This is a genomic window from Streptomyces sp. NPDC090088, assembly GCF_044747345.1.
Lineage (GTDB): Bacteria > Actinomycetota > Actinomycetes > Streptomycetales > Streptomycetaceae > Streptomyces.
This window is the reverse complement of record NZ_JBIVDZ010000004.1, coordinates 544,680-566,068: the sequence shown is the minus strand read 5'-3', so window position 1 is coordinate 566,068 and position 21,389 is coordinate 544,680. Positions and strand designations below refer to the sequence as shown.

The following is a 21,389-nucleotide window of genomic DNA, read 5'->3' as shown; positions in this document are numbered from 1 at the left end:
GCGGTCCGCCATCAGGTGTTGCGTCCTCCGTTGACGCCGATGATCTGGCCGGTGATGTAGCCGGCCTCGTCGGAGACGAGGAAGGCACAGGCCGCGGCCACGTCCTCCGGTCGGCCGGGCCGGCGCACCGGTGTCAGGCCGGCATGGTGGTCGACCGTCCCCCCGAGCATGCCGCGCCTTTCGGACTCCCTCAGCATGGGTGTGTCGATGAACCCCGGCGGGATCGTGTTGACCGTGACGCCCTTGGGGGCGACCTCGAGGGCCAGCGCCTTGGTGAAGCCGATGAGTCCGGCCTTCGAGGTGACGTAGTGCACCATGAACGGCTGGCCGCCCTGCGCGCTGGAGGAGGAGATGTTCACGATCCGCCCCCACCCGGCCTCGATCATGTCGGGCAGTACGGTCTGCGTGACGTAGAAGGGGCCGGCCAGGTTGACCGCCATCATGCGGTCCCACTTCTCGTCCGTGATGGCGGAGAACTCCCGGAAACCGGTGATGCCGGCGTTGTTCACGAGGACGAGCACAGGGCCGAGGGACTCCCGGACCCGCCGCACCCCCTCGCGCACCTGGGCCCGGTCCGAGACGTCGACGCCGCCCACGTCCAGCGCCTCCCCGCCCTTCTCCCGTGCCTCCACGGCGACCTTCGCGGCGGCCGCCGCGTCGAGGTCCATGACGGCGACCGCGAACCCGTCCGCGGCGAGCCGGTGGACTATCGCCCGGCCCATCCCCGACCCACCGCCGGTGACGACGGCCACCCGTCGGCCGTCTGTGGTGAGGTGCATCTCCGCCTCCTCAGACTGCCGGTTCGACGAGTGTGCCGAAGAACGCGGCGCCCGAGTCCGGGATGCGCGGCTGCTCGAAGACGTTCACCGCGTACGAGACGAGGACCATCGAGTAGAGCAGCCGCAGCAGGCGCAGTTCCGTGTCCGGCAGGTTGTCGAGGCCCAGGCCGTTGAGGTGGGTGATCGCTTCCTCCGCGCGCGGAGCGATCGCGTCGTAGAACGCGTCGAGTTCCTCCATCGTCTTGGACAGGCGCATCTCGTAGCGTTCCTGCCGGGTCGCCCGTGCCCAGTCCTCGACGTACGGCTCCAGTTCGGCGAAGCCCTCGGGGAGCGACGGTGTCGTGGTCATCGGCCTTCGCCCTTCTCGGCGCCGTCCTGGTGAGCGGCGACGGTGTCGCGAACGGTCTGGTGGAAGTGCCGGATGAGCAGTTCCTGGTCGCTGAGGTGGAACTCCCGGTTGGCGCGGCTCGTCAGCCCCGAATGCGTGGCCTCGATCGTGTTCACGTCCTGCATGGCGAACTCGATGGTGCTGTCCACGACGAGTTCCTGAGCCAGCCGCTCCTGAGCGTTGCGGGGCGGCACGAAGTACAGGTCGATGTCGTAGATGTGGGAGTCGGTGCTCTCGGGCCAGTAGGTGTACGTGATGTAGAAGCCGCGGGCCCAGATCTGCACCGAGAGATTCGGGAACAGCCAGAACTGGTCGTTGCCCCAGGAACGGATCTGGCCCTTGTTGAGGAACCCGGGCAGCGGTCCGAGGTCGGGCACGTCGTCGGGCCCGAAGAGCCCGGCCCGGAAGAGGCGGTAGACCCACTTCTGGTCCCTCGACGCGGGGCCCGCCGTACCGGGCTCCCGGGGCGGCAGCGGCGGCGGGCCGGGCACCGAGGTGAGCATGTGCGGGGTGAAGAGGTCGTAGTGGTACGCGTCCACGGGCGGCACCATCTTCTCGGCCTTGGCGACGTCCTTGTCGATGAACCTGGCGTGGACGTACGGCGGGTGGTACCACTCGCACACCGAGTCCACGGCGAGCTTCCAGTTGCCGCGGATGCGGGAACGGAACCCGTAGCGCTGCGTCATCATCTCGAACGGGTACTGCTCCAGTTCGAGGAGGCGTTCGCCCAGGTAGCCGCGGAGCGGGACCGGGTCCTCGGCGAGGTTCACGAACACGAAACCGGCGAACTCCTCGCAGTGCACCGGCGGCATACGCAGGGATTTCTTGTCGAGGTCGAAGAATTCCTGCTCGTTCGTGATGTGCGAGACCCGGCCGTCGAGGCCGTAGCGCCAGCCGTGGTACTTGCAGTGGAACTGCCGGCAGAACCCGGAACTCTCCTCCTGGGGATGCTCCTGCCAGACGACCTTGTTGCCTCGATGCGCGCAGACGTTGTGGAACGCGTGCACCTGGCCGTCGACGCCGCGGCTGACCACGATCGACGCCAGCCTGCCCGGCAGCTCGCGGGTGAAGTACGAGCCCTTCCGCCGGAGCTGCTCCGAGCGGCCGACGTACAGCCATGAACGCCGGAAGACCGCCTCCCGTTCCGCCTCGAAGAACTCGGGCGAGACGCAGTCCTCGTACGAGACCGGGCCGGTTCCGAGGGCCGGGTACTGCGGAGTGAACTTGCCTTTGCCGGTGGCTAGACGTTCCTGAAGTTCCGTCATGACCTGTGTCCTCTCCTCACCATGATGCGATAGTAGACACATGGAGTTCACATACGCCAGATTTCTGTTCTCTATGAGATGGGGTTTTCAGGTCCAGGGCTTCTCGTTCCAGGCCCGGTCGAGCGGCTCCATGCCGCCACCGAACGGGAAGAACTCCTGCTGGGCGTAGGTCTCACGGCCGAGCCCGTGGCCCAGCTCGTCGAGGAAGGCGCGCTTGAGGTTCTGGGTGAACAGCTGCCGGGTGTAGCGCAGGACCAGGTGCGGCCGCCTGGCGAGTTCCCGGCCCAGCTCCCAGGCCCGGTCCAGTACCGCTTCCTTGGGGTGCACCTCCGCGACCGCGCCCCACTCCAGCGCCTCCTGGGCGGAGAGCTTCTTGCCGGTCAGCAGCAGGTACCGGGCTCTGTTGTGGCCTACCAGGAAGGGCCAGATCACATGCTGTCCGTCGCCGGGCACCTGGCCGCGCGGAAAGTGCGACACGTCCTGGAAGTACGCGTCCTGCGATGCCAGGACCACGTCGCCCATCAGCGGGACTTCCGAGTGGATGTTGCACGGGCCGTTGACCACGCTGATCATCGGGACGTCGACGTCGAGGACGTTCCACATGAGGTTGCGGTTGTACCAGGCCTTCTCGTCGAGCTTGTGCAGGCCCCGGACGCCGGGCATCGCGTCGTACAAGGGTTTCTCCGGCAGTTCGCCGTTGGGCAGGCGGCCCCAGTCGGCGTTGTAGTTCGCGCCGGTGCCGGTGTGGATGAGCACCTTGATCTCGCGGTCGCCGGCCACGTCGGCGAAGGCGTCCGCCATGTCGTCGTGTGCCTTCCAGTCCCACACCAGGCTGCCGCCGTCGGTGTGGCACCGCATGAGCAGGATCCCCTCCTCGCTCAGTTCGAAGCGGTAATTGCGGTACCGGTCCCGGTACTCGGCGAAACGTGCGCGCTTGACCACGTGCCTTCCCTTCGCTCTCGCGGCGGCCCGGCCGGTGCGTGCGCCTCCGGGGCAACGGCTCAGCCGTCGCCCGCAGTTCGTCTGTGCAGGGGCATGGCGGCACGGAAGTGCAACAGTTATCGTTCGATGCGTGACAAGTGTGCAGCCATTTAGGTTCGCCGTCCAGGCGACCGGCGCAACCTCGGCGAAGGAGTGGAACGACACGGCACGGTCGGCCCAGGACCTCGGATACAGCACGCTCTTCCTGGCCGACCACTACCTCGGCCCCGGCCGTGCCCAGCGTGTGGCGCGCTGGCCGCCGCAGGACCTGGCGCCGCTGACCGCCATGACGATGGCGGCGGCCAGGACGGAGACACTGCGCGTGGGATGCCGGGTCTTCTGCGTCGACTACCACGTTCCAGCGGTCCTGGCGAAGGAGGCCGCGACGCTGGACCTGTTGTCCGACGGGAGGCTGGAGTTCGGGATCGGCGCGGGCTGGAGCGAGCCCGAATACCGCGCCATGGGACTGAACTTCGCGCTGCCCGGCAGGCGGGTCGACAAGCTGCGCGAGGTGATCGCACTCGTCAAGTCCCAGTGGAGCGGCGCGCCGCTGGAACTGCGTGGCGAGCACGTCACCGCGATCGACCACGCCGGTCTGCCCCTGCCGGTGCAGCGTCCCCGGCCGCCGATCATGATCGGCGGATCCGGCGGACGCGTGCTCTCCCTGGCGGCGCGCGAGGCGGACATCGTGAGCATCGCGAACGTGCCCTTCGAAGAACGCGACGACGCCGGCCGCACACCCGCGCAGGAGGCCGCCCACCGCTACGACGTCGTCCGGAGGGCGGCGGGCGGGCGACTCGGCGAGCTGGAGATCGAGAGCTCACCGTTCTTCGCCCGGATCACCGCAGATGCGGCATCCGCCGCCGAACGCGTGGCGCGGACTGTGGGCATGTCCCCGGACGGCGTTCTCGACCACCCCAACGTGCTCATCGGTGACACGAACGCCGTGATCGACCGTCTCCACGAGCGGCGCGAGCGGTTCGGCGCGAACTACATCACCGTTCAGCAGAGGCAGGCGGCGAACTTCGCACCCGTCGTCGCACACCTGACAGGCCACTGAGAAGAGGACAGATGACCGAGCCCGAGCAACTGTTCATCGGCGGGCGCTGGACGGACCCGAGCACTGATCAGACCATCGAGGTGATTTCCCCGCACACCGAGCGGCCGGTCGCCACCGTCCCCGCCGCCGCACGGGCCGACGTCGATCGGGCCGTGGCGGGAGCACGCGCGGCGTTCGACGAGGGGCCATGGCCGAGGACGGCTCCGGAAGAACGTGTCGCGGCGGTCAGCCGGCTCGCCCGGCTCTACAAGGAACGCCGGCGCGAGATGGCTCGGTTGATCACGGCGGAGATGGGGTCGCCGATCAGCTTCTCCAAGTTCTCCCAGGCGACCCTCCCGATGCTGCTCCTGGACGCCTTTGCCGACATCGGATCCGCATTCGCCTGGGAACAGTCCCGTCCAGGCCGCTTCGGCGGGGACATCCTGGTCCGCAAGGAGCCCGTCGGCGTCGTCGGCGCGATCGTCCCGTGGAACATGCCGCAGTTCCTGCTCGTCGGAAAGCTCGCGCCCGCCCTGATCGCGGGTTGTCCCGTCGTGGTCAAGCCGTCGCCGGAGACCCCTCTCGACGCGTTGCTGCTGGCTGAGCTCGTGGCCGAACTGGATCTCCCCGAAGGCGTCGTCTCCATCCTGCCCGCGGGTGCGGAGACCGGCCGCCACCTCGTCTCGCACCCCGGCGTGGACAAGGTCTCCTTCACCGGATCGACCGCCGTGGGGCGTGAGATCGCGGCAGTGTGCGGCAGGTCGCTCACCCGGGTGAGCCTGGAACTCGGCGGCAAGTCGGCCGCCGTCGTTCTCGACGACGCCGACCCGGCTGCCGTCGCCGAAGGCATCAAGCTGGCCGGCCTCATGAACAGCGGCCAGACCTGCGTGGCGCAGACGCGCGTCCTCGTTCCCGCGGCACGGCGCAAGGAGTACGTCGACGCGCTGGCCGCCATGGTCACGTCCCTCGTCGTCGGCGACCCGTCCGACCCCGAGACGGAGATCGGCCCGCTGGTCACGCGTCGCCAGCAGGAACGGGTCCGCGGCTACATCGACGAAGGCCGACGCGCCGGTGCCCGCCTCCTGGTGGGCGGCGCCGGCATGCCCGAAGGCGTCGAACGGGGCTGGTACGTACGCCCCACGCTCTTCGCCGACGTGGACAACGGCATGCGCATCGCCCAGGAGGAGATCTTCGGTCCCGTCCTGTCCGTCATCTCCTACGACGACCAGGACGACGCCGTCAGGATCGCCAACGACTGCGCGTACGGTCTGTCCGGTTCGGTCTGGACGAGCGACCCGGGGCGCGGACTGGACGTGGCCCGACGGGTGCGCAGTGGATCCTTCGGCGTCAATCAGCCGTACAGCATGGACCCGGCCGCGCCGTTCGGCGGGATGAAGGCGAGCGGCATCGGGCGGGAGCTCGGCCATGAGGGGCTCGACGGCTACCTTGAGGCGAAGTCCGTCTCGGTCGGGGCTGGTTGACATGGCCGAGGACACCGCACCCCGTCAGGGACCGTTGCGGGGCCTGCGTGTCGTGGAGACCGCCACCCTCGCCGCCGGACCTACCGTCGCGACGACACTGGGCGAGTTCGGCGCGGAGGTCATCAAGGTCGAACAGCCCGGCTCGGGCGACCCGATGCGCACCTGGGGCGACCGGCGCGACGGCATCGGCCTGGTGTGGAAGAGCATCAGCCGCAACAAGAGGTTCGTCAGCCTTGACCTCCGCGTGCCCGACGGCCAGGCCCTCCTGCACCGGCTCCTGGACATCAGCGACGTCTTCGTGGCGGGCAACCGGCCCAGCGCGCTGGAGCGTTGGGGCCTTGACTACGAGTCCGTGCACGCCGCGCATCCGCATGTCGTGATGGTCCATGTCACGGGGTACGGCCGTGGCGGCCCGAAGAGCGACCACCCGGGCTACGGCACGCTCGCCGAGGCCATGAGCGGTTTCGCCCACCAGACCGGGCAGCCGGACGGGCCTCCCACACTGCCCCCGTTCATGCTCGCCGACGGCGTCGCGGGCATCGCGGCGACCTACGCGGTCATGATGGCCCTCTACCACCGTGACGTGCACGGAGGCCAGGGGCAGTTGGTCGACGTGAACCTCATCGAGCCGCTCACCCGGCTGCTGGAATCGGCGACCCTGGCCTACGACCAGCTCGGTCTGGTGAAGCGGCGGGCCGGCAACATGCTCGCGGCCAGCGCCCCGCGCAACACCTACCGCACGGCCGACGGGTGCTGGCTGGCCGTCTCGGGCGCGTCCCCCAGCATCGCCGCCCGCGTCTTCCGCGCCGTCGGCCGCGCGGACATGGCGCAGAACCCCGAATACGTCGACCCTGTCCGCCGACAGGAGCGGGCCGCGGAGGTCGACGCGGTCGTGGCCGAGTGGATCGGCCGGCACACCCTGAGCGAGGCCATGCGCGTCTTCGACGCGGCCGAGGTCGCCGCCGCCCCCGTGTACGACGCCCCGAGCCTGCTCGCGGACGAACACCTGCGTGCCCGCGGGACGTTCACCCGGATACCGGACCCCGACCTCGGTCACGTCACGGTCCAGGCCCCCGTGGTCCGGCTCAGCGAGACGCCCGGCCGGGTCGCTCACCTCGGCCGCGGCCTCGGCCACGACAACGACGCCGTCTACGGAAGGCTGCTCGGCCTCGACGCGGAGAAGCTGGACGAACTGCGCACGAAGGGAACGATCTGATGGGCACACCGCGGTCCCGCCGCTCGGAGCTCGCGACCCCGGCGAGCAGCGAGCGCATGTGTGCGAAGGCACCGCGTTGGGGTGCCGACCTCGTCTTCCTCGACCTGGAGGACGCCTGTGCTCCGCTCGTCAAGGAGTCCGCGCGCACCATCGCCGTCGAGGCGTTGACCGGACAGGACTGGGGTTCCACCCTGCGTGCGGTGCGGATCAACGGCCTCGACACCGTCTGGTGCCACGACGACATCATCGAGGTCGTCACCGGCGCACGCGACGCCCTGGACGTGATCATCGTGCCCAAGGTTCGCACTGCCCGCGACGTGTGGTGGGTCGACGTGCTGCTCACCCAGCTGGAGCAGAAGCTCGGCCTGGCCCGGCGGATCGCCCTGGAAGTACTCATCGAGGACGCGGAGGGACTGGCGAACGCCCTCGACATCGCCCGCTCCAGCACGCGGGTCGAGGCACTGATCTTCGGCGCGGGCGACCTGTCCGTCTCGTTGCAGGCGCGGGTCGACGGCAACTTCGACCCGCTCGGCCGCTATCCCGGCGACTTCTGGCACTTCGCCCGGACACAGGTCCTGACCGCGGCCCGAGCGGCCGGCGTCGCCGCCGTCGACGCGCCCTTTCCGGCGTACGGGAACCCGGACGGCTACCGGTCCGCCGCCGCGCAGGCGGCCCTGCTCGGCTTCGACGGCAAATGGGCCATCCACCCGAGTCAGGTCCCGCTCGCGAACGACGCGTTCACCCCCACGTCGGCGGAGGCCGCGGCAGCGCAGGACATCGTCGAGCGCTACCGCCGGGCCGAGGCCGACGGCACGGGCGCCATCGGCCACGACGGCCGCCTCGTGGACGCGGCTCACGCCCGCCTGGCCGCCAACGTGCTCACCCGGTCCCGGACCGCGGCATCCGGGCCGGTGGCCGGTGTCGCGCCGGACGCCTGAGCGCACGGTCCGCGCATGACCGGCTGCGGGTTCAGTCCTCGTCGTCGAGGGGCTCGACGCGGTCAAGGAAGCGCTCGAAGAACTCGATCGTCTCGGCGAGGGAGGTCGTCATCCCCGTGGACTGTTCCATGACGACCATCCGAGGCGTGCTCGTGATGAGGAAGACGAGTACGTCGGAGGAGATCGGTTCCCCCAGGAACTCGTAGTTCTTCGCCGTACGGGACACGGCTGCCAGCGCGAGAGCGCGTGCCTTCTCTCCCGCCTCCGCGATCTCGGCCCGGAGTTTCTTGCGGTGGTTGGCGATGGCCACCAGCTCCGCTGTCAGGGCCGCGGCGTCCTTGTTGTTGGCGTAGTTCCAGATGGCGCGCAGCGGGCGATCGCTCCCGAGACCCTCCTCCAGCCGCCTGAGGCTCCGTTCCGACCGGTCGCGGACGAGGGCGACGAACAGATCGTCGAAAGTGGGGAAGTAGTACTGGACGAGTGCGCCGGTCACTCCCGCCTCGGCGCCCAAGGTCCGGTACGAAATCGCCGCGTACCCCTTGGCGAGCAGGAGTGCCTCGGCCCGGTCCAGGATCAGAGCGCGGGTCTTGGACTTGTCCGTACCGACACGGCGGGTCGTTGGCATCAGGACATGTTAAAGGGAGCACCGCCTGCCGGTTCCCGGAAGAGGGGTGGCTTCACGTGGCTTCACCACCTCTCGACCGGGGTCTCGTCCAGCCTCAGCGGTCGCGCGTACGAGGGATCGCTCTTGTCCCAGGTGCCCTTGATGAACCCGGCGAAGGCCCCGGAAGCCAGCAGGGAAGTGTCGCCCTGCATCGTCCACTCGAGCGTGCACCGTCGCAACGCGATCTTCCACACGCCGTCCCGCCGCTCGATGCGATCGAGATACCGCCCTCCGAAGAGGTAGACGGACTTGCCGTCACGGGCGCGCATGGCACCGATGACGTAGCTCTCGCAGTGCGCCTCGTCGCCGTCGATCTCGCAGGTGTGCGTCGTGATGTTGTGCAGGTGGTCGACGAACACCGAAGCGTGGGCGTCGTTCGACTGTTCCCCGTACTCGGGGCCGCGCGCCACCGCCGGCCCGTGCTCGTCGACCCCGTCGTGGTGGTACACGCTCGCCATCAACTCGACGTCGTGACGGTCGTGGCCACGTGACTGGTTCATGACGCAGTCCAGGATCGCGATCCGGTCCTTGACATGGCGGAGCTCGTGGCGAAGCTCTTCAAGCTCGTGCTCGACGGACATGAAGGTCGTCCTTCCTCTCGGTCATCGGCCGCTCAGCTCCGCGACGACGGGAGCGAACGCGTCGATCTGCCTGCGCGGGACGGTGATGTAGTTGACTCCCGTGGTCTCACGGCGTTCGTGCAGACGGTCGCCGATCTCCGCGGGCGACCCGGCCAGTACGTTCGGGTGGTTCCGCAGCACCTCCGGACGGGTCTCGGGGAGGGCGTCGCGCAGGGCGCTGGACCAGCGGACCAGAGTGCCGTCGACGTCGTCGGTGACGGCGACCAGATAGGGCGAGCTCTCCAGCTCCAGCTCCGGCAGCCGTGCGCCGGCCGCCTCACGGACCGTGGCGAACCGGCGCTGCGCCTCCTGCATGGGCGTCAGCCCGGCGTCGTTGAGGGGGTGCCACCCGACGTTGGCCAGACTGACGATGTCGGCCTCGCGTGCGGCCAGCGAAAGGACCCGCTTCTTGGAGCCGCCGATGAGGATGCGCGGGCGCGGGCGCTGGACGGGAAGTGGCAGTCCTGTGTAGCCGGTGACGTTGACGTGAGCGCCCTCGACGTCGATCGGCTCGCCCGACCAGTGCGCCTTGACGAGGGTGATCACCTCCTCGAGTTTGGAGACCCGCCGAGGGGCGTCGAGGAACGGGACGCCCATGGCTTCGTACTCGCCCTGGTTGGTGCCGGCCCCGATGCCGAATTCGAGGCGCCCGTCGGAGAGGAGGTCGATGGTCGCGGCCTCCTTCGCCAGCGCGGCCGGCACGTGGTAGTCGATGCAGAACACGCGGCATCCGATGCGCAGTGTCGAGGTCCATGCCGCCGCCGCGGCCATGGCGGCGATGGGCGCCAGGTGCTGCGGACGCAGCAGGGTACGCGAACTGACGGGCCCCGGGCCGATGTAGTGGTCGGCGAGGAACAGGGTCGAGTAGCCGAGATCCTCCACCCGGCGGGCGAGGGTACGCCAGTCGTCCGCGGACGTCGCCGTGGTCGTCTGGACGGCGAACCGGAACGGACGCTCACTACCCACAGACGTAGCCTCCGTCGACCGGAAGGGCCACCCCGGTGACGAACGACGAGTCGTCGCTCGCGAGGAAGAGCGCGGCCGTCGCCAGCTCGCTCGACAGTCCCCACCGCTTCATCGGCTGGTAGGGCATCGGCACGTCGGCGGGCGGGTCGGGGTGCTCCTTCGCGTCCGGCACCAGTCCGGTCCAGGTCATCCCCGGGCAGATGGCGTTGACCCGGACGCCCTGGTCGGCGTAGTCGAGTGCCACCGCCTTGGTCATCTGGATGACGCCGCCCTTGGAGGCGCCGTAGACGGCGTTCTTGCGCCACCCGACCAGGCCGGCCGCCGACGCGGTGTTGATCACGGAGCCCCCGCCGCTGCGGAGGATCGCCTGGATGCCGTATTTCATCCCCAGGAACACGCCCTTGAGGTTCACGCCGATGACGTGGTCGAAGGCTTCCTCGGTCTGCTCCGTGACGAGGAGCTTGGGCCCGCCGATGCCGGCGTTGTTGAAGAGGATGTCGAGTCCGCCGAAGCGCTCCTCCGCCGTGGTGACCATCCCCTCGACGTCGGCGGCGACCGAGACGTCGACGTGCACCGCGACCGCCGCCGCGCCGATCTCGGCCGCGGTCTTCTCCTCGTCGCCGCTGATGTCGGCGCAGACCACCTTCGCCCCCTCGGCGGCGAAGAGCAGCGCGCCGGCGCGCCCTATGCCCGATCCGGCGCCCGTCACTATCGCGACCTTGCCATCGAGCCGATGACCCATGTCGTCCGTCCCTTCGTGGATGTGATCCGCTCCGGCCGTCGATCACGAGGGCACGCGGCCGCGCGACAAATCCCGGTCCCGCACGCGTCTTACGCTCGTGTTTGACGAACGTATAACATCAGCGATCGCGCCCCGAAGAGAAGAGGTGGGATGAAGTTATGTCCGTGACGACCACCAAGCTGGCGCCGAACATCGGCGTCGAGATCACCGGGCTCACCGGCCGGGAACTGCCCGCCAGGAAGGTCGCCGACGACTGCCAGGCGGCACTCGACCAGTACGGCGTCGTCGTCTACCGGGAGATCCACATCGACGACGGCGACCTGGTCGCCTTCAGCCGGCTGCTCGGCGACGTCGTCGTGCCGAAGGTCAACGATCCCGGAGAGCACCCCGAGATAGCCAGGATCACCCTCGACCCGCAGAAGAGCGTGCTGGCCGGCTACCGTCGTGGGAACTTCCTGTGGCACATCGACGGGGCCACCGACGAGTTGCCGCAGAAGGGCACGCTGCTCACCGCCCGCGAGGTCGATCCGGCCGGCGGTGACACCGAGTTCGCCAACACCTACGCCGCATATGAGGCACTCTCCGACGAGGAGAAGGCCGAGATCGCCGACCTCCGGGTGGTCCACAGCTTCGCCGCCGCCCAGGCCGTCGCCTACCCGGACGCCACCGCGAAACAGCGGGCCGACTGGGAGAAGGTCCCGACGAGGGTGCACCCGCTGGTCTGGACCCGCCGCAGCGGGCGGAAGTCCCTCCTGGTCGGAGCGACCGCCGACACCGTCGTGGGCCGGCCGGCCGACCGGGGCAGGGAGTTGCTGGGGCGGCTCCTGGACTGGTCGACCCGACCGCAGTTCTCCCTCCGTCACCAGTGGCGCCGCGGCGACCTCGTGATCTGGGACAACACGGGGATGCTGCACCGCGCACTGCCTTTCGAGCCCACCTCACGTCGGCTGATGCACCGCACCACGCTGGTGGGGCAGGAGCTCGTCAGCGCGTGAACCGGCGTGGTGCCGAACCCGCAACCGCGAGGAACGAGGGGTGTTCATGCTGGAAACACGTGTCGTGACCGAGTCGAGGATGCGCATGGGTGAGGCTCCCGTCTGGGATGCCGACCAGGAACGGCTGTACTGGATCGACGTGTTCGACGCGGCGGTGCACCGGTGCGCCCTCGACGGCGGTGATCTGCGGAGCTCCAGGTTCCCCGGGGAAACGATCTCCTCACTCGCGCTGCGGAAGGGCGGCGGAGCCGTCGTCACCTCCGGTGACGGTGTCTATCTGTTCGACCTGGAGTCGGGCGCCGCGGAAACCGTCTTCGAAGCCGGCCTCGGCCCCGGCTTCGGCTTCAACGACGGCACCGTCGACCGCCAGGGGCGGTTCGTCACCGGCATGGCCGACGGTGCGCTCATCCAGGCCCTGCTCGACGGGAAGAAGGACCTGCCGAGCCCGTCCGGCAAGCTCTACCGCGTCGACGCCGACCTGAGCGTGCACGTCATCGGTGACCCCGTCGGCGTCACCAACGGGCCGTGCTTCGACGCGGACGGTACGACCTTCTACTGCAACGACAGCGGACTTCGCCGGGTCCACGCCTGGGACTACGACGCCTCGACCGGTCAGGCCACCAATCGGCGGATCGTCACGGAGTTCACGGACGGCGGGGCCATTCCCGACGGAACCACCGTCGACGAGCAGGGATACCTATGGGTGGCCGCCTACCAGGGTGGCGAGATCCGACGGTACGCACCGGACGGCACCCTCGACCGGCGCGTCGCGGTACCGGTCGTGAGCCCGACCAGCGTGGCGTTCGCCGGCCCGGACCTCGATGTCCTCGTCGTCACCTCCCGAGGCAACGAGAACACCCAGGCCGACGGCCGGATCCTCGCCCTGAGCGGCCTCGGCGTCAGGGGGGTTCCCGAGAACAAGTTCGGACAGGACCACGTATCGCGCTGAAAGGCCACGCCGCATGAGAATTGGGCTCACAGGACGACCGACGACCACCGAGAAGCTCGTCGAACAGGCCAAGGACGCCGAGAAGGGAGGCTTCAGCTCCGTCTGGTACGACAGCACGGTCCTCGGCGACCCGCTGGCCGCGATGGCCGTCGCGGGCCGGGAGACCTCGACGATCGAACTCGGGACCGCCGTCCTGCAGACGTACCCCTGCCACCCCCTCCTCCAGGCGAACCGCGCCGCCTCGGTGGCGGAGGCGATGGGGCGGCCCGGCTTCACCTTGGGCATCGGGCCCTCGCACGAACCGGTGGTGAGCGGGATGTACGGCCTCTCGTACGACCGCCCCGGCCACAACACGGAGGAATACCTGCGGATTCTGACGGGATTACTGCGCCGTGAGCCGGTCACCTTCGAGGGATCGGAGTGGACGGCCCGAGGCGCCAGGGTGGAGACACGGCAACCGGTACCGGTACTGCTGGCGGCGTTGGGACCGCGTCTGCTCCGGGTGGCCGGCGAACTGGCGGACGGCGTGGTCCTGTTCATGGCGTCGGCGCGGGCGGTCGAGACTCATGTCGCGCCGAGACTTCGGGCCGTGGCGTCGGCGGCGGGGCGACCCGAGCCGCGGATCGTCGCGGGCCTGCCGGTGGCGGTGCACGACGACATGACCGAGGCCCGCGCCGCCGTCGCCGCGACGGCGGCGAGCTACGAGAGGATGCCGAACTACCGTCGCATCATGGACATCGGCGGCGCCCGGAGCCCGGCGGACGTGGCCGTCCTCGGTGACGAGAAGAGCGTGACCCGTCAGCTGCAAGGTCTTCTCGACGCGGGGGCGACTGACATCCAGGTGTTCGTCGTACCGGTGGGGGAGGATCGCCGACAGTCCCGCAAGCGCACGATGGACCTGCTGACGTCACTGGTGACCTGACGGCTCACGCGCCACTGCTCTCCCGGCCGGGGACCGTGAGGGCTGCTATGCGCCCCGACCGGCCACCAGGGTGTCGAGGGCGAGTGCCACGTAGCGCTGGGCGACCTCGGCCTCGCCCAGCGGGCCCTCAGGCCGGTACCAGACGGCGACGGCCTGGCACATCGAGACGACGGCGCGGACGGCCTCGACCGGGTAGGGCGTGTGGAACACGCCGTCCGTGATGCCGTCGTCGACGACGGCCCGCAACATCAAGGAGAGTTCGGTTCGCTGCGCGACATAACGTTCCCGGTTCTCGGGTTCGAGGTTACGGACCTCTCCGTCGAGGAACGCCAGCCGACGCCGATGGGTCATGTACAGGGTGAAGCTCTCCACGATGTGCGCCACCCGGTCCTCCGGCCGGTCTCCGGCCTCGGCAAGGGCGTGGCGGCAGCGGACGAGGATGTCGTGCATCGATCCCATGAGAAGGGTGACGAGCAGATCCTGTTTGCTGCCGTGGTGGTAGTACAGGGTGGGCAGAGTCACGCCGACGCGGTTGGCGATGGCACGCACGGAGCCGCCGTGGTAGCCGTGGGCTCCGAACTCCTCAAGTGCCGCTTCGAGGAAAGGAGAGAGCCGCAGCTCCTCGAAGTGACGCCAGTCGGCTCCCGGATCCGCCTCGAAGCCGAGTTCGGGGCCTTCGCGTCGCATCCGGTTCGGCTGCTTCGGCCGGGACGTCTGCTGCGCCACGTACCTCTCCTTCGTAGCCCGCCGGTGTGCAGGCCGACCAGTCTTCCTCGCAGCTCAGCCTACAGGGGCCAGGGGTGCCGACGCCGGAGTCGTCCGGGACGCGAAGCGGCCGGTCACGGCACTCGGTGTCCAGTCCGCGGGTGGGCAGCCCGGTGGAGAGCGTCCCGGCAGGCCAGAATCGCGGGATGCCGGCTGCGACCATGCCGTACGACGGTGAAGACGCGGCGGGTGCGCTGGCCGCGGGGCAACGGTCGCAGGGGGACGGCCGGCGGTCGGCCGATCCAGACCAGGTCCGGCAGGAACCCGGCGGCGTGCCCCTGCTCGACGAGGCGGAGGTGGAGCAGCAGGTCGGTGGTGTCGAAACGTACGTCGGGTTCGAAACCGGCGTTGCGACACATGGTCATCGCCCAGTGCCGTGCGGGTGTTCCCTCGGGTTCCATGACCCACGGGTGGTCGGCGAGGGAACGCAGCGTGGCCGTCGGACCGTTCGTGTCCGGTTCGTCGGTGGGACCGGGCAGAGCGAGATGGAGCGGGTCGTCGAGCAGGTCCTCCTGTTCGAGTTCGGCGGACCGCGGATGGGGGTTGCCCGGGTACTCCTCGGCGAGGACCAGGTCGAAGTCGCGGGCCTGGAGGGCGGGCAGCGACCGCTCCGGTTCCATCTGCGTGACGTGGACGCGGAGACGGGGATGCTGTTCGCGCAGCAGGCCGAGCGCGGTCGGGATCAGGGCCAGGGCGGCGGTCTGGAACGAGGCGATGCGCAGAGTGCCGGTCAGGTCGTCCAGGGAGGCGGCGATGTCCGCCTCAGCGCGTTCCAGGCGTTCGAGGACCACTTCGGTGTGGGCGACGAGGATCTCGGCCTGGGCGGTCAGGCGCACCCGTCGTCCGACAGGTTCCAGCAGTGGCACGCCCACCTCTGCCTCCAGCTGGGAAAGTTGCTGGGAGACGGAGGAGGGGGCGTAGGCCAGCGCCGCGGCGACGGCTGCCAGGGTGCCGCGGTGCTTGAGTTCGCGGAGCAGGCGCAGTCGGTGCAGGTCGAACATCGGCAGCACGTCCTTCAAGCCCGAGACATTGCATCGGACGCATGATCGAGTAGCGCGATCGCACCGATACCGGGGGTGACGGTACCAGAAACAGAAATCGCATACTCGCCGTCCTGACCTGCACGTTTGGCGACCTACGGTCATTCGGCGCAGGTTACGTGCGCCTACCGCGAGGGGCGTGAGCGTCGGCGCGCGGAGAAGCAGTACCCGCGACGGGCGGCGGCTTCAACCGAAGACGGTCCGGGATCGTCAGGCGGTTGTGCGCCGCGCTGACGACGCGGCATCGACTTCGCCGACGATGCCGCGGATTCCCGCAGCGCCGCACCCACTCCGGACAGGCCGTTTTCGTCAAACGCGGAACCCGCGTCGCCGCGCATCCACTCGTTCGGATGCACGCTCGCGGCCAGACCCAGGCCGGCCGCGATCGGAGTTCATCGAATCAGGCGAGCCTTGGTCGTCGGCCCGCCGTCTGCTCCATGACGACGCCCGGGACTCGATCGCAGGCCTGGGGTGACCGATCTATGAGCTGCCGGCGGAGAGCGACTGCTGGAGCAGGCCTTCGAGTGCCTTGAGCTCCGGTTCGGCCAGGCCGGGGAAGACCGGTTCGCGGCTGACGGCTTCCAGGACCTTCGCGCGCAGCGCGGTGCCCTCGGAGGTCAGGACGAGTTGCTTGGCGCGCCGGTCGGTGGGGTGGGGGTGGCGCTCGATGAGCTGCTGGGATTCGAGCTTGTCGATGATGATGGTCGCGTTCGACGGCTCACAGCTCATCTTCTGCGCGAGTTCCTTCATGGTCATCGGGCCGCTCATCTCATGGAGGGCCGAGGCCTGTGCGACGGTCAGGCCCAGCGGAGTCACCCAGTCGCGCATCCGTGCGGCGCACTGCATGTCGAGGTCGTGCAAGAGCTTGCCGAGCTCCCACTGTGCTTCTGCCTGCGCGTTCGTCATCTTCATGTCTCCAGAGTAGCGGACTGCTTCAGGCTATGATAGATATGACCTGAACCTTTCGGGTCATAGGAATTAGGAGCGCGGCCCCATGACGGACACCACCACGAATCCCGGCGAGCGGTACCGCACCGCCGCGGGCATCCGGAGCCTCACCCTCGGTGAGACGAAGCTGACCTTCGTCCCGGACGGCCAGGCCACGCTCAACGCCCGGATGCTGCTGCCCGAGCCCAGCGAGGAGTTCTGGGCGGAGCACGCCGGCTACCTCGACGAGGGCGGCCACCTGATGGCCAGCGTCGGGAGCCTGCTGGTCGAGCACGACGGCCGGGCCCTGCTCATCGACGCCGGGGCCGGACCGATCACGATGGGCCCGCCGCTGAACACCTACGGCGTGATCACCGGAGGCGCCCTGCTGGAGAACCTCGCCACTCTCGGCCACACCCCCGCCGACATCGAGGCGATCGCGTTCACGCACCTGCACGCCGACCACTTCGGCTGGGCCTGGCACCCCGCCCCCGGCAGCGACCGGCCCGTGTTCGCCGGCATTCCCTACCTGGTCGCCGAGTCCGAGTGGTCCCAGCGCCACTTCCCGGAGGCTCAGGGCATGGGCGACATGATCAACGCGATGGCACCGTGGGTGCGCACCGTGGCCGAGGGCGAGGAGATCTTCCCGGGCGTCACCGTGCGGTACATGCCGGGTCACAGCGCGGGCCACGCCGCCTACGTCATCAAGGCCGGCGGCAAGAAGGTCGTCGCCTTCGGCGACGCCTTCCACTCCCCGCTCCAGGTCGTCCACCCGCGCTGGGAGAACACCTTCGACCACGACCACGCCAAGTCGACCCGCCTGCGCGAGGACCTCCTCTTCGAACTCGCCGAGCCCGACGCCATCGGCTTCGGCGTCCACTTCCCCGAGCCCTTCGGCCGCGTCGAGATCACCGACATGGCCGCCTGGCGCCCCATCGACGCCTGACAACGCCCAGCCGGCGCCCGACGCCCGGTCGCACAGGGCGCTGACCTCGCAGAAATCCCCCCAACCATCTGTTCATGGGTTGTGCCATGAATCCCCCATAGGAGTGTCATGAACCTCAATCTCGCAGACAAGACCGCGGTCGTCACCGGCGCCAGCCGGGGCATCGGTCTGGCCACCGTCCGCACCCTGATCGGCGAGGGCGTCCGCGTCGTGGGCGCCGCCCGCACGATCACACCCGAGCTGAAGGAGAGCGGCGCGATCGCGATCGCGGCGGACCTGAGCACCGCGGAAGGCGTCACCGCCCTCATCGACGGCGCGCTGGCCGAGCTGGGCGGCATCGACCTGCTGGTGAACAACGTGGGCGGCGGGGACGAGGCCGTCATGGGCTTCCTCGACGCCGGCGACACCCAGTGGACCCGCATGTTCGACATCAACGTGCTCGCCACCGTCCGTGCCACGCGCGCGGCCCTGCCCAGCCTGATCGAGCGGCGCGGGGCGGTCGTGAACATCTCCTCCGCCGTCGCCCGGATGCCCCTGGGCGTCCCGGCCAGCTACAGCGCCGTCAAGGCGGCGGTCACCGCGCTCGGCAAGGCTCTGGCCGAGGAGTTCGGCCCCCAGGGCGTGCGCGTGAACACCGTCTCGCCCGGCCTGGTCCGCACCACCGTCTACGAGGACCCCAACGGCCCGGTCGCCCAGCTGGCCTCGGCGGCGGGTGTCGGCCTCGCCGACTTCGTCCAGCAGATCGCGAAGTCCCAGAACATCACGACCGGCCGCATGAGCGAGGCCGGCGAGGTCGCGGCCCTGGTCGCGTTCCTGCTGTCCGACGTGGCCGGCAACATCACCGGCGCCGACTACGTCATCGACGGCGGCACCATCAAGACCATCTGAACCGGATATCGGCACCTCACCACAGAGAATTGGAGGCCACTCCCATGGCTCACACCGTCGCCGCGTCCGCCGAGCACACCATCGACGCCCCGTCGGACGAGGTCTACCGCTACCTCGCGGACATGCACCTGCACGCCCGGTTCCTGCCGGCCCCGTTCTACGACTGCCAGGTCGTGCAGGGCGGGGTGGGCACGGGCAGCGTCATTCAGGTCAAGATCGACTTCGCCGGGGGTGCCAAGGTGATCCGGATGGAGGTCACCGAGCCGACCCCGGGCCGGACCCTCGTCCTGACCGACACCAACGGCTCCGGTCTCGTCACGACGTACACCCTCACCCCGCAAGGCGGGCAGACGCTGGTCAAGGTCGCCGCCAGCTTCGACGGCGAGTCCGGCGTCGCCGGCTTCGTCGAGCGGATCGCCGCGCCGCGCAGGCTGCACAGCATCTACACCAAGGAACTGGGCGCCTTCGACGCCCACGCCCGCGAACAGCGCGCCCGCTAGCCACAGCACGAATCAGCAATCAGCTACCAGCGATCAGGCAAGAGGAAGTACAACATGAAGCTGCTCACGTTCAAGGCCACGACCCACGGCGCGAAGTCGGCCCGTTTCGGCGCGCCGATCAGCGCGGCCGCCATGGAGGCCCGGATCGACGAGCCGGGCCCGATCGAGCTCAAGACGGTCGGCGCGAACTGGGAGGCCCCGATCACGGGTCTGCTGAACATCAAGCACCCGAAGGCCGTCGCCGCCGGGATCACCGACCGCAAGGAGCCGATCAAGATCTACGCCCACGTCCTGCGGCACCCCACCTACGGCTTCTTCCTGGTGGACACAGGGGTCTCACGCAAGCTGGTGGAGGACCCGGTGGGCGTGGGCGTCGGCATGATGCTCCGGAAGTTCGGGGGCATCGAGAAGATGGACACTCAGCAGACCGCCGCGGACATCATCGCGGCCGAGGGAGTCCCGCTGAACGGGGTCTTCATGACGCACCTGCACCTCGACCACGTCTCCGGGCTGCCGGACATTCCCAAGGACGTCCCGATCTACACCGGCGCCGACGAGGCCGAGGCGTCGCTCTTCCTGAACCTGTTCGCCCAGAGCACGTACAACCACCTGCTGGCCGGACGGCCGCCGTTGGAGGAGCTCCAGTTCGAGAAGGACCTCGGCGGGAAGCTCGAAGGCGTCAACGACGTGTTCGGCGACGGCTCGTTCTTCGCGATCCTCACCCCCGGCCACACCACCGGACACGTTTCCTACATAGCGTGCACGCCGACCGGTCCGGTCCTGATGACCGGCGACGTCTGCCACACCCGCTGGGGCTGGGACAACGGTGTCGAGCCCGGGACCTACATGCAGGAGCGCGAGCCGAGCATCAAGAGCCTCAACCAGCTCAAGGACCTGAGTGAGCGCCACCCCGACATGATCGTGCGGCTGGGGCACCAGGAATAGGCATGGCGGCCCAGGCGGTCGGGACTGATCGATGCCGAGCCCTCGATCAGTCTCACGGGCCCGGCACTCATCATCAGGACGTCCTGCGGTCAGCCCTGATGTCATAACGGCGCCGGCGGAGAGACCGACGCGGTTCGAGGCCGGCAACGCCACGAGTTCGGAGGCCGTGTCCGCTCAGGGCCAATGCTCGGTTTTTTCGATGAGTACAAGTCGGAAACATTCGCTGGACCGATTCTGGTAGGACGTCGGACCCTGGGCATGTGTCTGACAACTCCTCCTCTCCCCGTTCGCTGCCGTGGTTCGCCCGGTCCAGCGCCCGCACCTGGCGGTGTGCACCCGCGCCCGCAGAGGTACGGGACTTCCACCGCTCCTTGCCCGACTACTCGCCCACCCCGCTGACGGAACTCCCTTCGCTCGCGGCGGAACTCGGTGTCGGCCGCGTGTTCGTGAAGGACGAGTCCAGCCGTCTCGGACTGCCCGCCTTCAAGGCGCTGGGCGCGTCCTGGGCGGTCCACCGCACGCTGGCCGAGCGGGCCGCGGACGGCTGTGAACCGGCGCCGGTGACCCTGGTGACCGCCACCGATGGCAACCACGGCCGGGCGGTCGCCCGGATGGCCCGTCGGCTCGGGCAGTACGCACATGTCTTCGTCCCTCAGGGTGTCCACCCCGGGGCCGTGGCCGCCATCGTGGCCGAGCAGGCGAAGGTGACGGAGGTCGTAGGGTCGTACGACGAGGCCGTCCGGCTGGCGGCCGAGGCGGCCGAAGGGCCGGACACGGTGTTGGTCCAGGACACCGGTTGGCCGGGATACGAGCGAATCCCCGGCTGGATCGTCGAGGGGTACTCCACCCTGTGTGCCGAGATCGACGAGCAACTGGTGGCGGCGGGAGCGGTCGAGGGGGCCGACGTCGTCGCGGTGCCCGTCGGCGTGGGCTCGCTGGCGCAGGCCGTCGTCACCCACTACCGCAGCCGCACGGCCGGTCGTGCTCCGGCGCTGCTGTCCGTGGAGCCCGAGGGCGCGGCCTGCGTCCTGGAGAGCCTCTCTCTCGGCGAACCGGTCAGTCTCACCACGGGTGAGACCACCATGGCCGGGCTGAACTGCGGCACCCCGTCCAGCACCGCCTGGCCCTACCTGTACGGCGGGCTGGATGCCGCGGTCGCCATAACGGATGCCGACAGCGCCGGTGCGGCCGCCGACCTCGTCGCCCTCGGGGTCTCCTCGGGTCCCTGCGGGGCCGCGGCGCTCGCCGGACTCCGCGCCGCACTCACCGGCGTGGGCGGCGAGGAACGCCGTACGGCAATGGAGTTGGGCCCCTCCTCCGTCGTCGTGCTCCTGAGCACCGAGGGCACGGCGGCCAATCCGCACTCCGCCACCGATCACTGAACACGCGACACCTGAAAGACCCCTGCTTTGAGACATCGCCCTTTGCTCCCC

Annotated in this window: 23 protein-coding genes; 12 read left to right on the top strand and 11 right to left on the bottom strand. The window is 69.3% G+C overall.

The window, feature by feature from the left end:
- Positions 1–11 precede the first annotated feature (11 nt).
- The 4 genes from ACIPSJ_RS22605 to ACIPSJ_RS22590 form a co-directional block, all read right to left on the bottom strand.
- Positions 12–779, bottom strand: coding sequence for an SDR family NAD(P)-dependent oxidoreductase (locus ACIPSJ_RS22605; protein ID WP_401348150.1), 768 nt, complete (start codon positions 777–779; stop codon positions 12–14).
- Between the two features lie 10 nt (positions 780–789).
- Entirely contained in the window at positions 790–1,128 is a 339-nt protein-coding gene (locus ACIPSJ_RS22600; protein ID WP_401348148.1) for a hypothetical protein, read from the bottom strand.
- Positions 1,125–2,432: an aromatic ring-hydroxylating dioxygenase subunit alpha gene (locus ACIPSJ_RS22595; RefSeq protein WP_401348147.1), complete on the bottom strand. Its 1,308-nt coding sequence runs from the start codon at positions 2,430–2,432 to the stop codon at positions 1,125–1,127. The genes ACIPSJ_RS22600 and ACIPSJ_RS22595 overlap by 4 nt, the downstream gene beginning before the upstream one ends.
- Positions 2,433–2,519: 87 nt before the next feature.
- Positions 2,520–3,374, bottom strand: coding sequence for an enoyl-CoA hydratase/isomerase family protein (locus tag ACIPSJ_RS22590; protein ID WP_359212609.1), 855 nt, complete (start codon positions 3,372–3,374; stop codon positions 2,520–2,522).
- Between the two features lie 130 nt (positions 3,375–3,504).
- On the opposite strand from ACIPSJ_RS22590, the gene ACIPSJ_RS22585 reads away from it, so the two are divergent.
- The 4 genes from ACIPSJ_RS22585 to ACIPSJ_RS22570 are packed head-to-tail and all read left to right on the top strand — an operon-like array spanning position 3,505 to position 8,087.
- Positions 3,505–4,473 carry a TIGR03621 family F420-dependent LLM class oxidoreductase gene (locus ACIPSJ_RS22585; protein ID WP_401348145.1) on the top strand — a complete coding sequence of 323 codons (969 nt, stop codon included), beginning with the start codon at positions 3,505–3,507 and terminating at the stop codon, positions 4,471–4,473.
- 11 nt (positions 4,474–4,484) lie between these two features.
- Positions 4,485–5,933 carry an aldehyde dehydrogenase gene (locus ACIPSJ_RS22580; RefSeq protein WP_401348142.1) on the top strand — a complete coding sequence of 483 codons (1,449 nt, stop codon included), beginning with the start codon at positions 4,485–4,487 and terminating at the stop codon, positions 5,931–5,933.
- A 1-nt stretch (position 5,934) separates the two neighbouring features.
- On the top strand, positions 5,935–7,149 hold the full coding sequence (locus tag ACIPSJ_RS22575; RefSeq protein WP_401348140.1) for a CaiB/BaiF CoA transferase family protein: 1,215 nt from the start codon (positions 5,935–5,937) through the stop codon (positions 7,147–7,149).
- Positions 7,149–8,087 carry an HpcH/HpaI aldolase/citrate lyase family protein gene (locus ACIPSJ_RS22570; RefSeq protein WP_401348138.1) on the top strand — a complete coding sequence of 313 codons (939 nt, stop codon included), beginning with the start codon at positions 7,149–7,151 and terminating at the stop codon, positions 8,085–8,087. The genes ACIPSJ_RS22575 and ACIPSJ_RS22570 overlap by 1 nt, the downstream gene beginning before the upstream one ends.
- Before the next feature lie 31 nt (positions 8,088–8,118).
- Here ACIPSJ_RS22570 and ACIPSJ_RS22565 read toward each other — a convergent pair whose 3' ends face one another.
- The 4 genes from ACIPSJ_RS22565 to ACIPSJ_RS22550 form a co-directional block, all read right to left on the bottom strand.
- On the bottom strand, positions 8,119–8,712 hold the full coding sequence (locus ACIPSJ_RS22565) for a TetR/AcrR family transcriptional regulator (protein ID WP_359212623.1): 594 nt from the start codon (positions 8,710–8,712) through the stop codon (positions 8,119–8,121).
- Positions 8,713–8,774: 62 nt separating this feature from the next.
- The gene (locus ACIPSJ_RS22560) at positions 8,775–9,332 is read right to left on the bottom strand and encodes a nuclear transport factor 2 family protein (protein WP_401348134.1); all 558 of its coding nucleotides are present in this window, start codon (positions 9,330–9,332) and stop codon (positions 8,775–8,777) included.
- A 21-nt stretch (positions 9,333–9,353) separates the two neighbouring features.
- Positions 9,354–10,337, bottom strand: coding sequence for a TIGR03621 family F420-dependent LLM class oxidoreductase (locus tag ACIPSJ_RS22555; RefSeq protein WP_401348131.1), 984 nt, complete (start codon positions 10,335–10,337; stop codon positions 9,354–9,356).
- Positions 10,330–11,079, bottom strand: a complete 750-nt coding sequence (locus ACIPSJ_RS22550) for an SDR family NAD(P)-dependent oxidoreductase (RefSeq protein ID WP_401348128.1) — start codon at positions 11,077–11,079, stop codon at positions 10,330–10,332. The genes ACIPSJ_RS22555 and ACIPSJ_RS22550 overlap by 8 nt, the downstream gene beginning before the upstream one ends.
- 164 nt (positions 11,080–11,243) lie before the next feature.
- On the opposite strand from ACIPSJ_RS22550, the gene ACIPSJ_RS22545 reads away from it, so the two are divergent.
- Genes ACIPSJ_RS22545 through ACIPSJ_RS22535 form a run of 3 tightly spaced genes read left to right on the top strand, consistent with a single transcriptional unit; the run spans position 11,244 to position 13,945 of the window.
- The gene (locus tag ACIPSJ_RS22545; RefSeq protein WP_401348125.1) at positions 11,244–12,074 is read left to right on the top strand and encodes a TauD/TfdA dioxygenase family protein; all 831 of its coding nucleotides are present in this window, start codon (positions 11,244–11,246) and stop codon (positions 12,072–12,074) included.
- A 46-nt stretch (positions 12,075–12,120) separates the two neighbouring features.
- Entirely contained in the window at positions 12,121–13,023 is a 903-nt protein-coding gene (locus ACIPSJ_RS22540; protein ID WP_401348123.1) for an SMP-30/gluconolactonase/LRE family protein, read from the top strand.
- Positions 13,024–13,036: 13 nt separating this feature from the next.
- The gene (locus tag ACIPSJ_RS22535; protein WP_401348120.1) at positions 13,037–13,945 is read left to right on the top strand and encodes a TIGR03564 family F420-dependent LLM class oxidoreductase; all 909 of its coding nucleotides are present in this window, start codon (positions 13,037–13,039) and stop codon (positions 13,943–13,945) included.
- Between the two features lie 45 nt (positions 13,946–13,990).
- Here ACIPSJ_RS22535 and ACIPSJ_RS22530 read toward each other — a convergent pair whose 3' ends face one another.
- The 3 genes from ACIPSJ_RS22530 to ACIPSJ_RS22520 form a co-directional block, all read right to left on the bottom strand.
- Complete coding sequence (locus ACIPSJ_RS22530) at positions 13,991–14,671, bottom strand: TetR/AcrR family transcriptional regulator (RefSeq protein WP_359212642.1); 681 nt, start codon at positions 14,669–14,671, stop codon at positions 13,991–13,993.
- 113 nt (positions 14,672–14,784) lie between these two features.
- The gene (locus ACIPSJ_RS22525; RefSeq protein ID WP_401348664.1) at positions 14,785–15,711 is read right to left on the bottom strand and encodes a LysR family transcriptional regulator; all 927 of its coding nucleotides are present in this window, start codon (positions 15,709–15,711) and stop codon (positions 14,785–14,787) included.
- 519 nt (positions 15,712–16,230) lie between these two features.
- Complete coding sequence (locus ACIPSJ_RS22520; protein WP_359212649.1) at positions 16,231–16,662, bottom strand: MarR family transcriptional regulator; 432 nt, start codon at positions 16,660–16,662, stop codon at positions 16,231–16,233.
- Positions 16,663–16,744: 82 nt separating this feature from the next.
- On the opposite strand from ACIPSJ_RS22520, the gene ACIPSJ_RS22515 reads away from it, so the two are divergent.
- From ACIPSJ_RS22515 to ACIPSJ_RS22495, 5 genes are all read left to right on the top strand, one after another.
- On the top strand, positions 16,745–17,623 hold the full coding sequence (locus ACIPSJ_RS22515) for an MBL fold metallo-hydrolase (RefSeq protein ID WP_401348117.1): 879 nt from the start codon (positions 16,745–16,747) through the stop codon (positions 17,621–17,623).
- Positions 17,624–17,731: 108 nt separating this feature from the next.
- Positions 17,732–18,511: an SDR family oxidoreductase gene (locus tag ACIPSJ_RS22510; RefSeq protein ID WP_359212655.1), complete on the top strand. Its 780-nt coding sequence runs from the start codon at positions 17,732–17,734 to the stop codon at positions 18,509–18,511.
- Positions 18,512–18,555: 44 nt separating this feature from the next.
- Entirely contained in the window at positions 18,556–19,011 is a 456-nt protein-coding gene (locus tag ACIPSJ_RS22505) for an SRPBCC family protein (RefSeq protein ID WP_359212658.1), read from the top strand.
- Positions 19,012–19,065: 54 nt separating this feature from the next.
- Positions 19,066–19,956, top strand: a complete 891-nt coding sequence (locus tag ACIPSJ_RS22500) for an MBL fold metallo-hydrolase (RefSeq protein WP_401348113.1) — start codon at positions 19,066–19,068, stop codon at positions 19,954–19,956.
- A gap of 260 nt (positions 19,957–20,216) precedes the next feature.
- Complete coding sequence (locus tag ACIPSJ_RS22495) at positions 20,217–21,338, top strand: diaminopropionate ammonia-lyase (RefSeq protein ID WP_401348111.1); 1,122 nt, start codon at positions 20,217–20,219, stop codon at positions 21,336–21,338.
- The last annotated feature ends 51 nt before the right edge of the window (positions 21,339–21,389 follow it).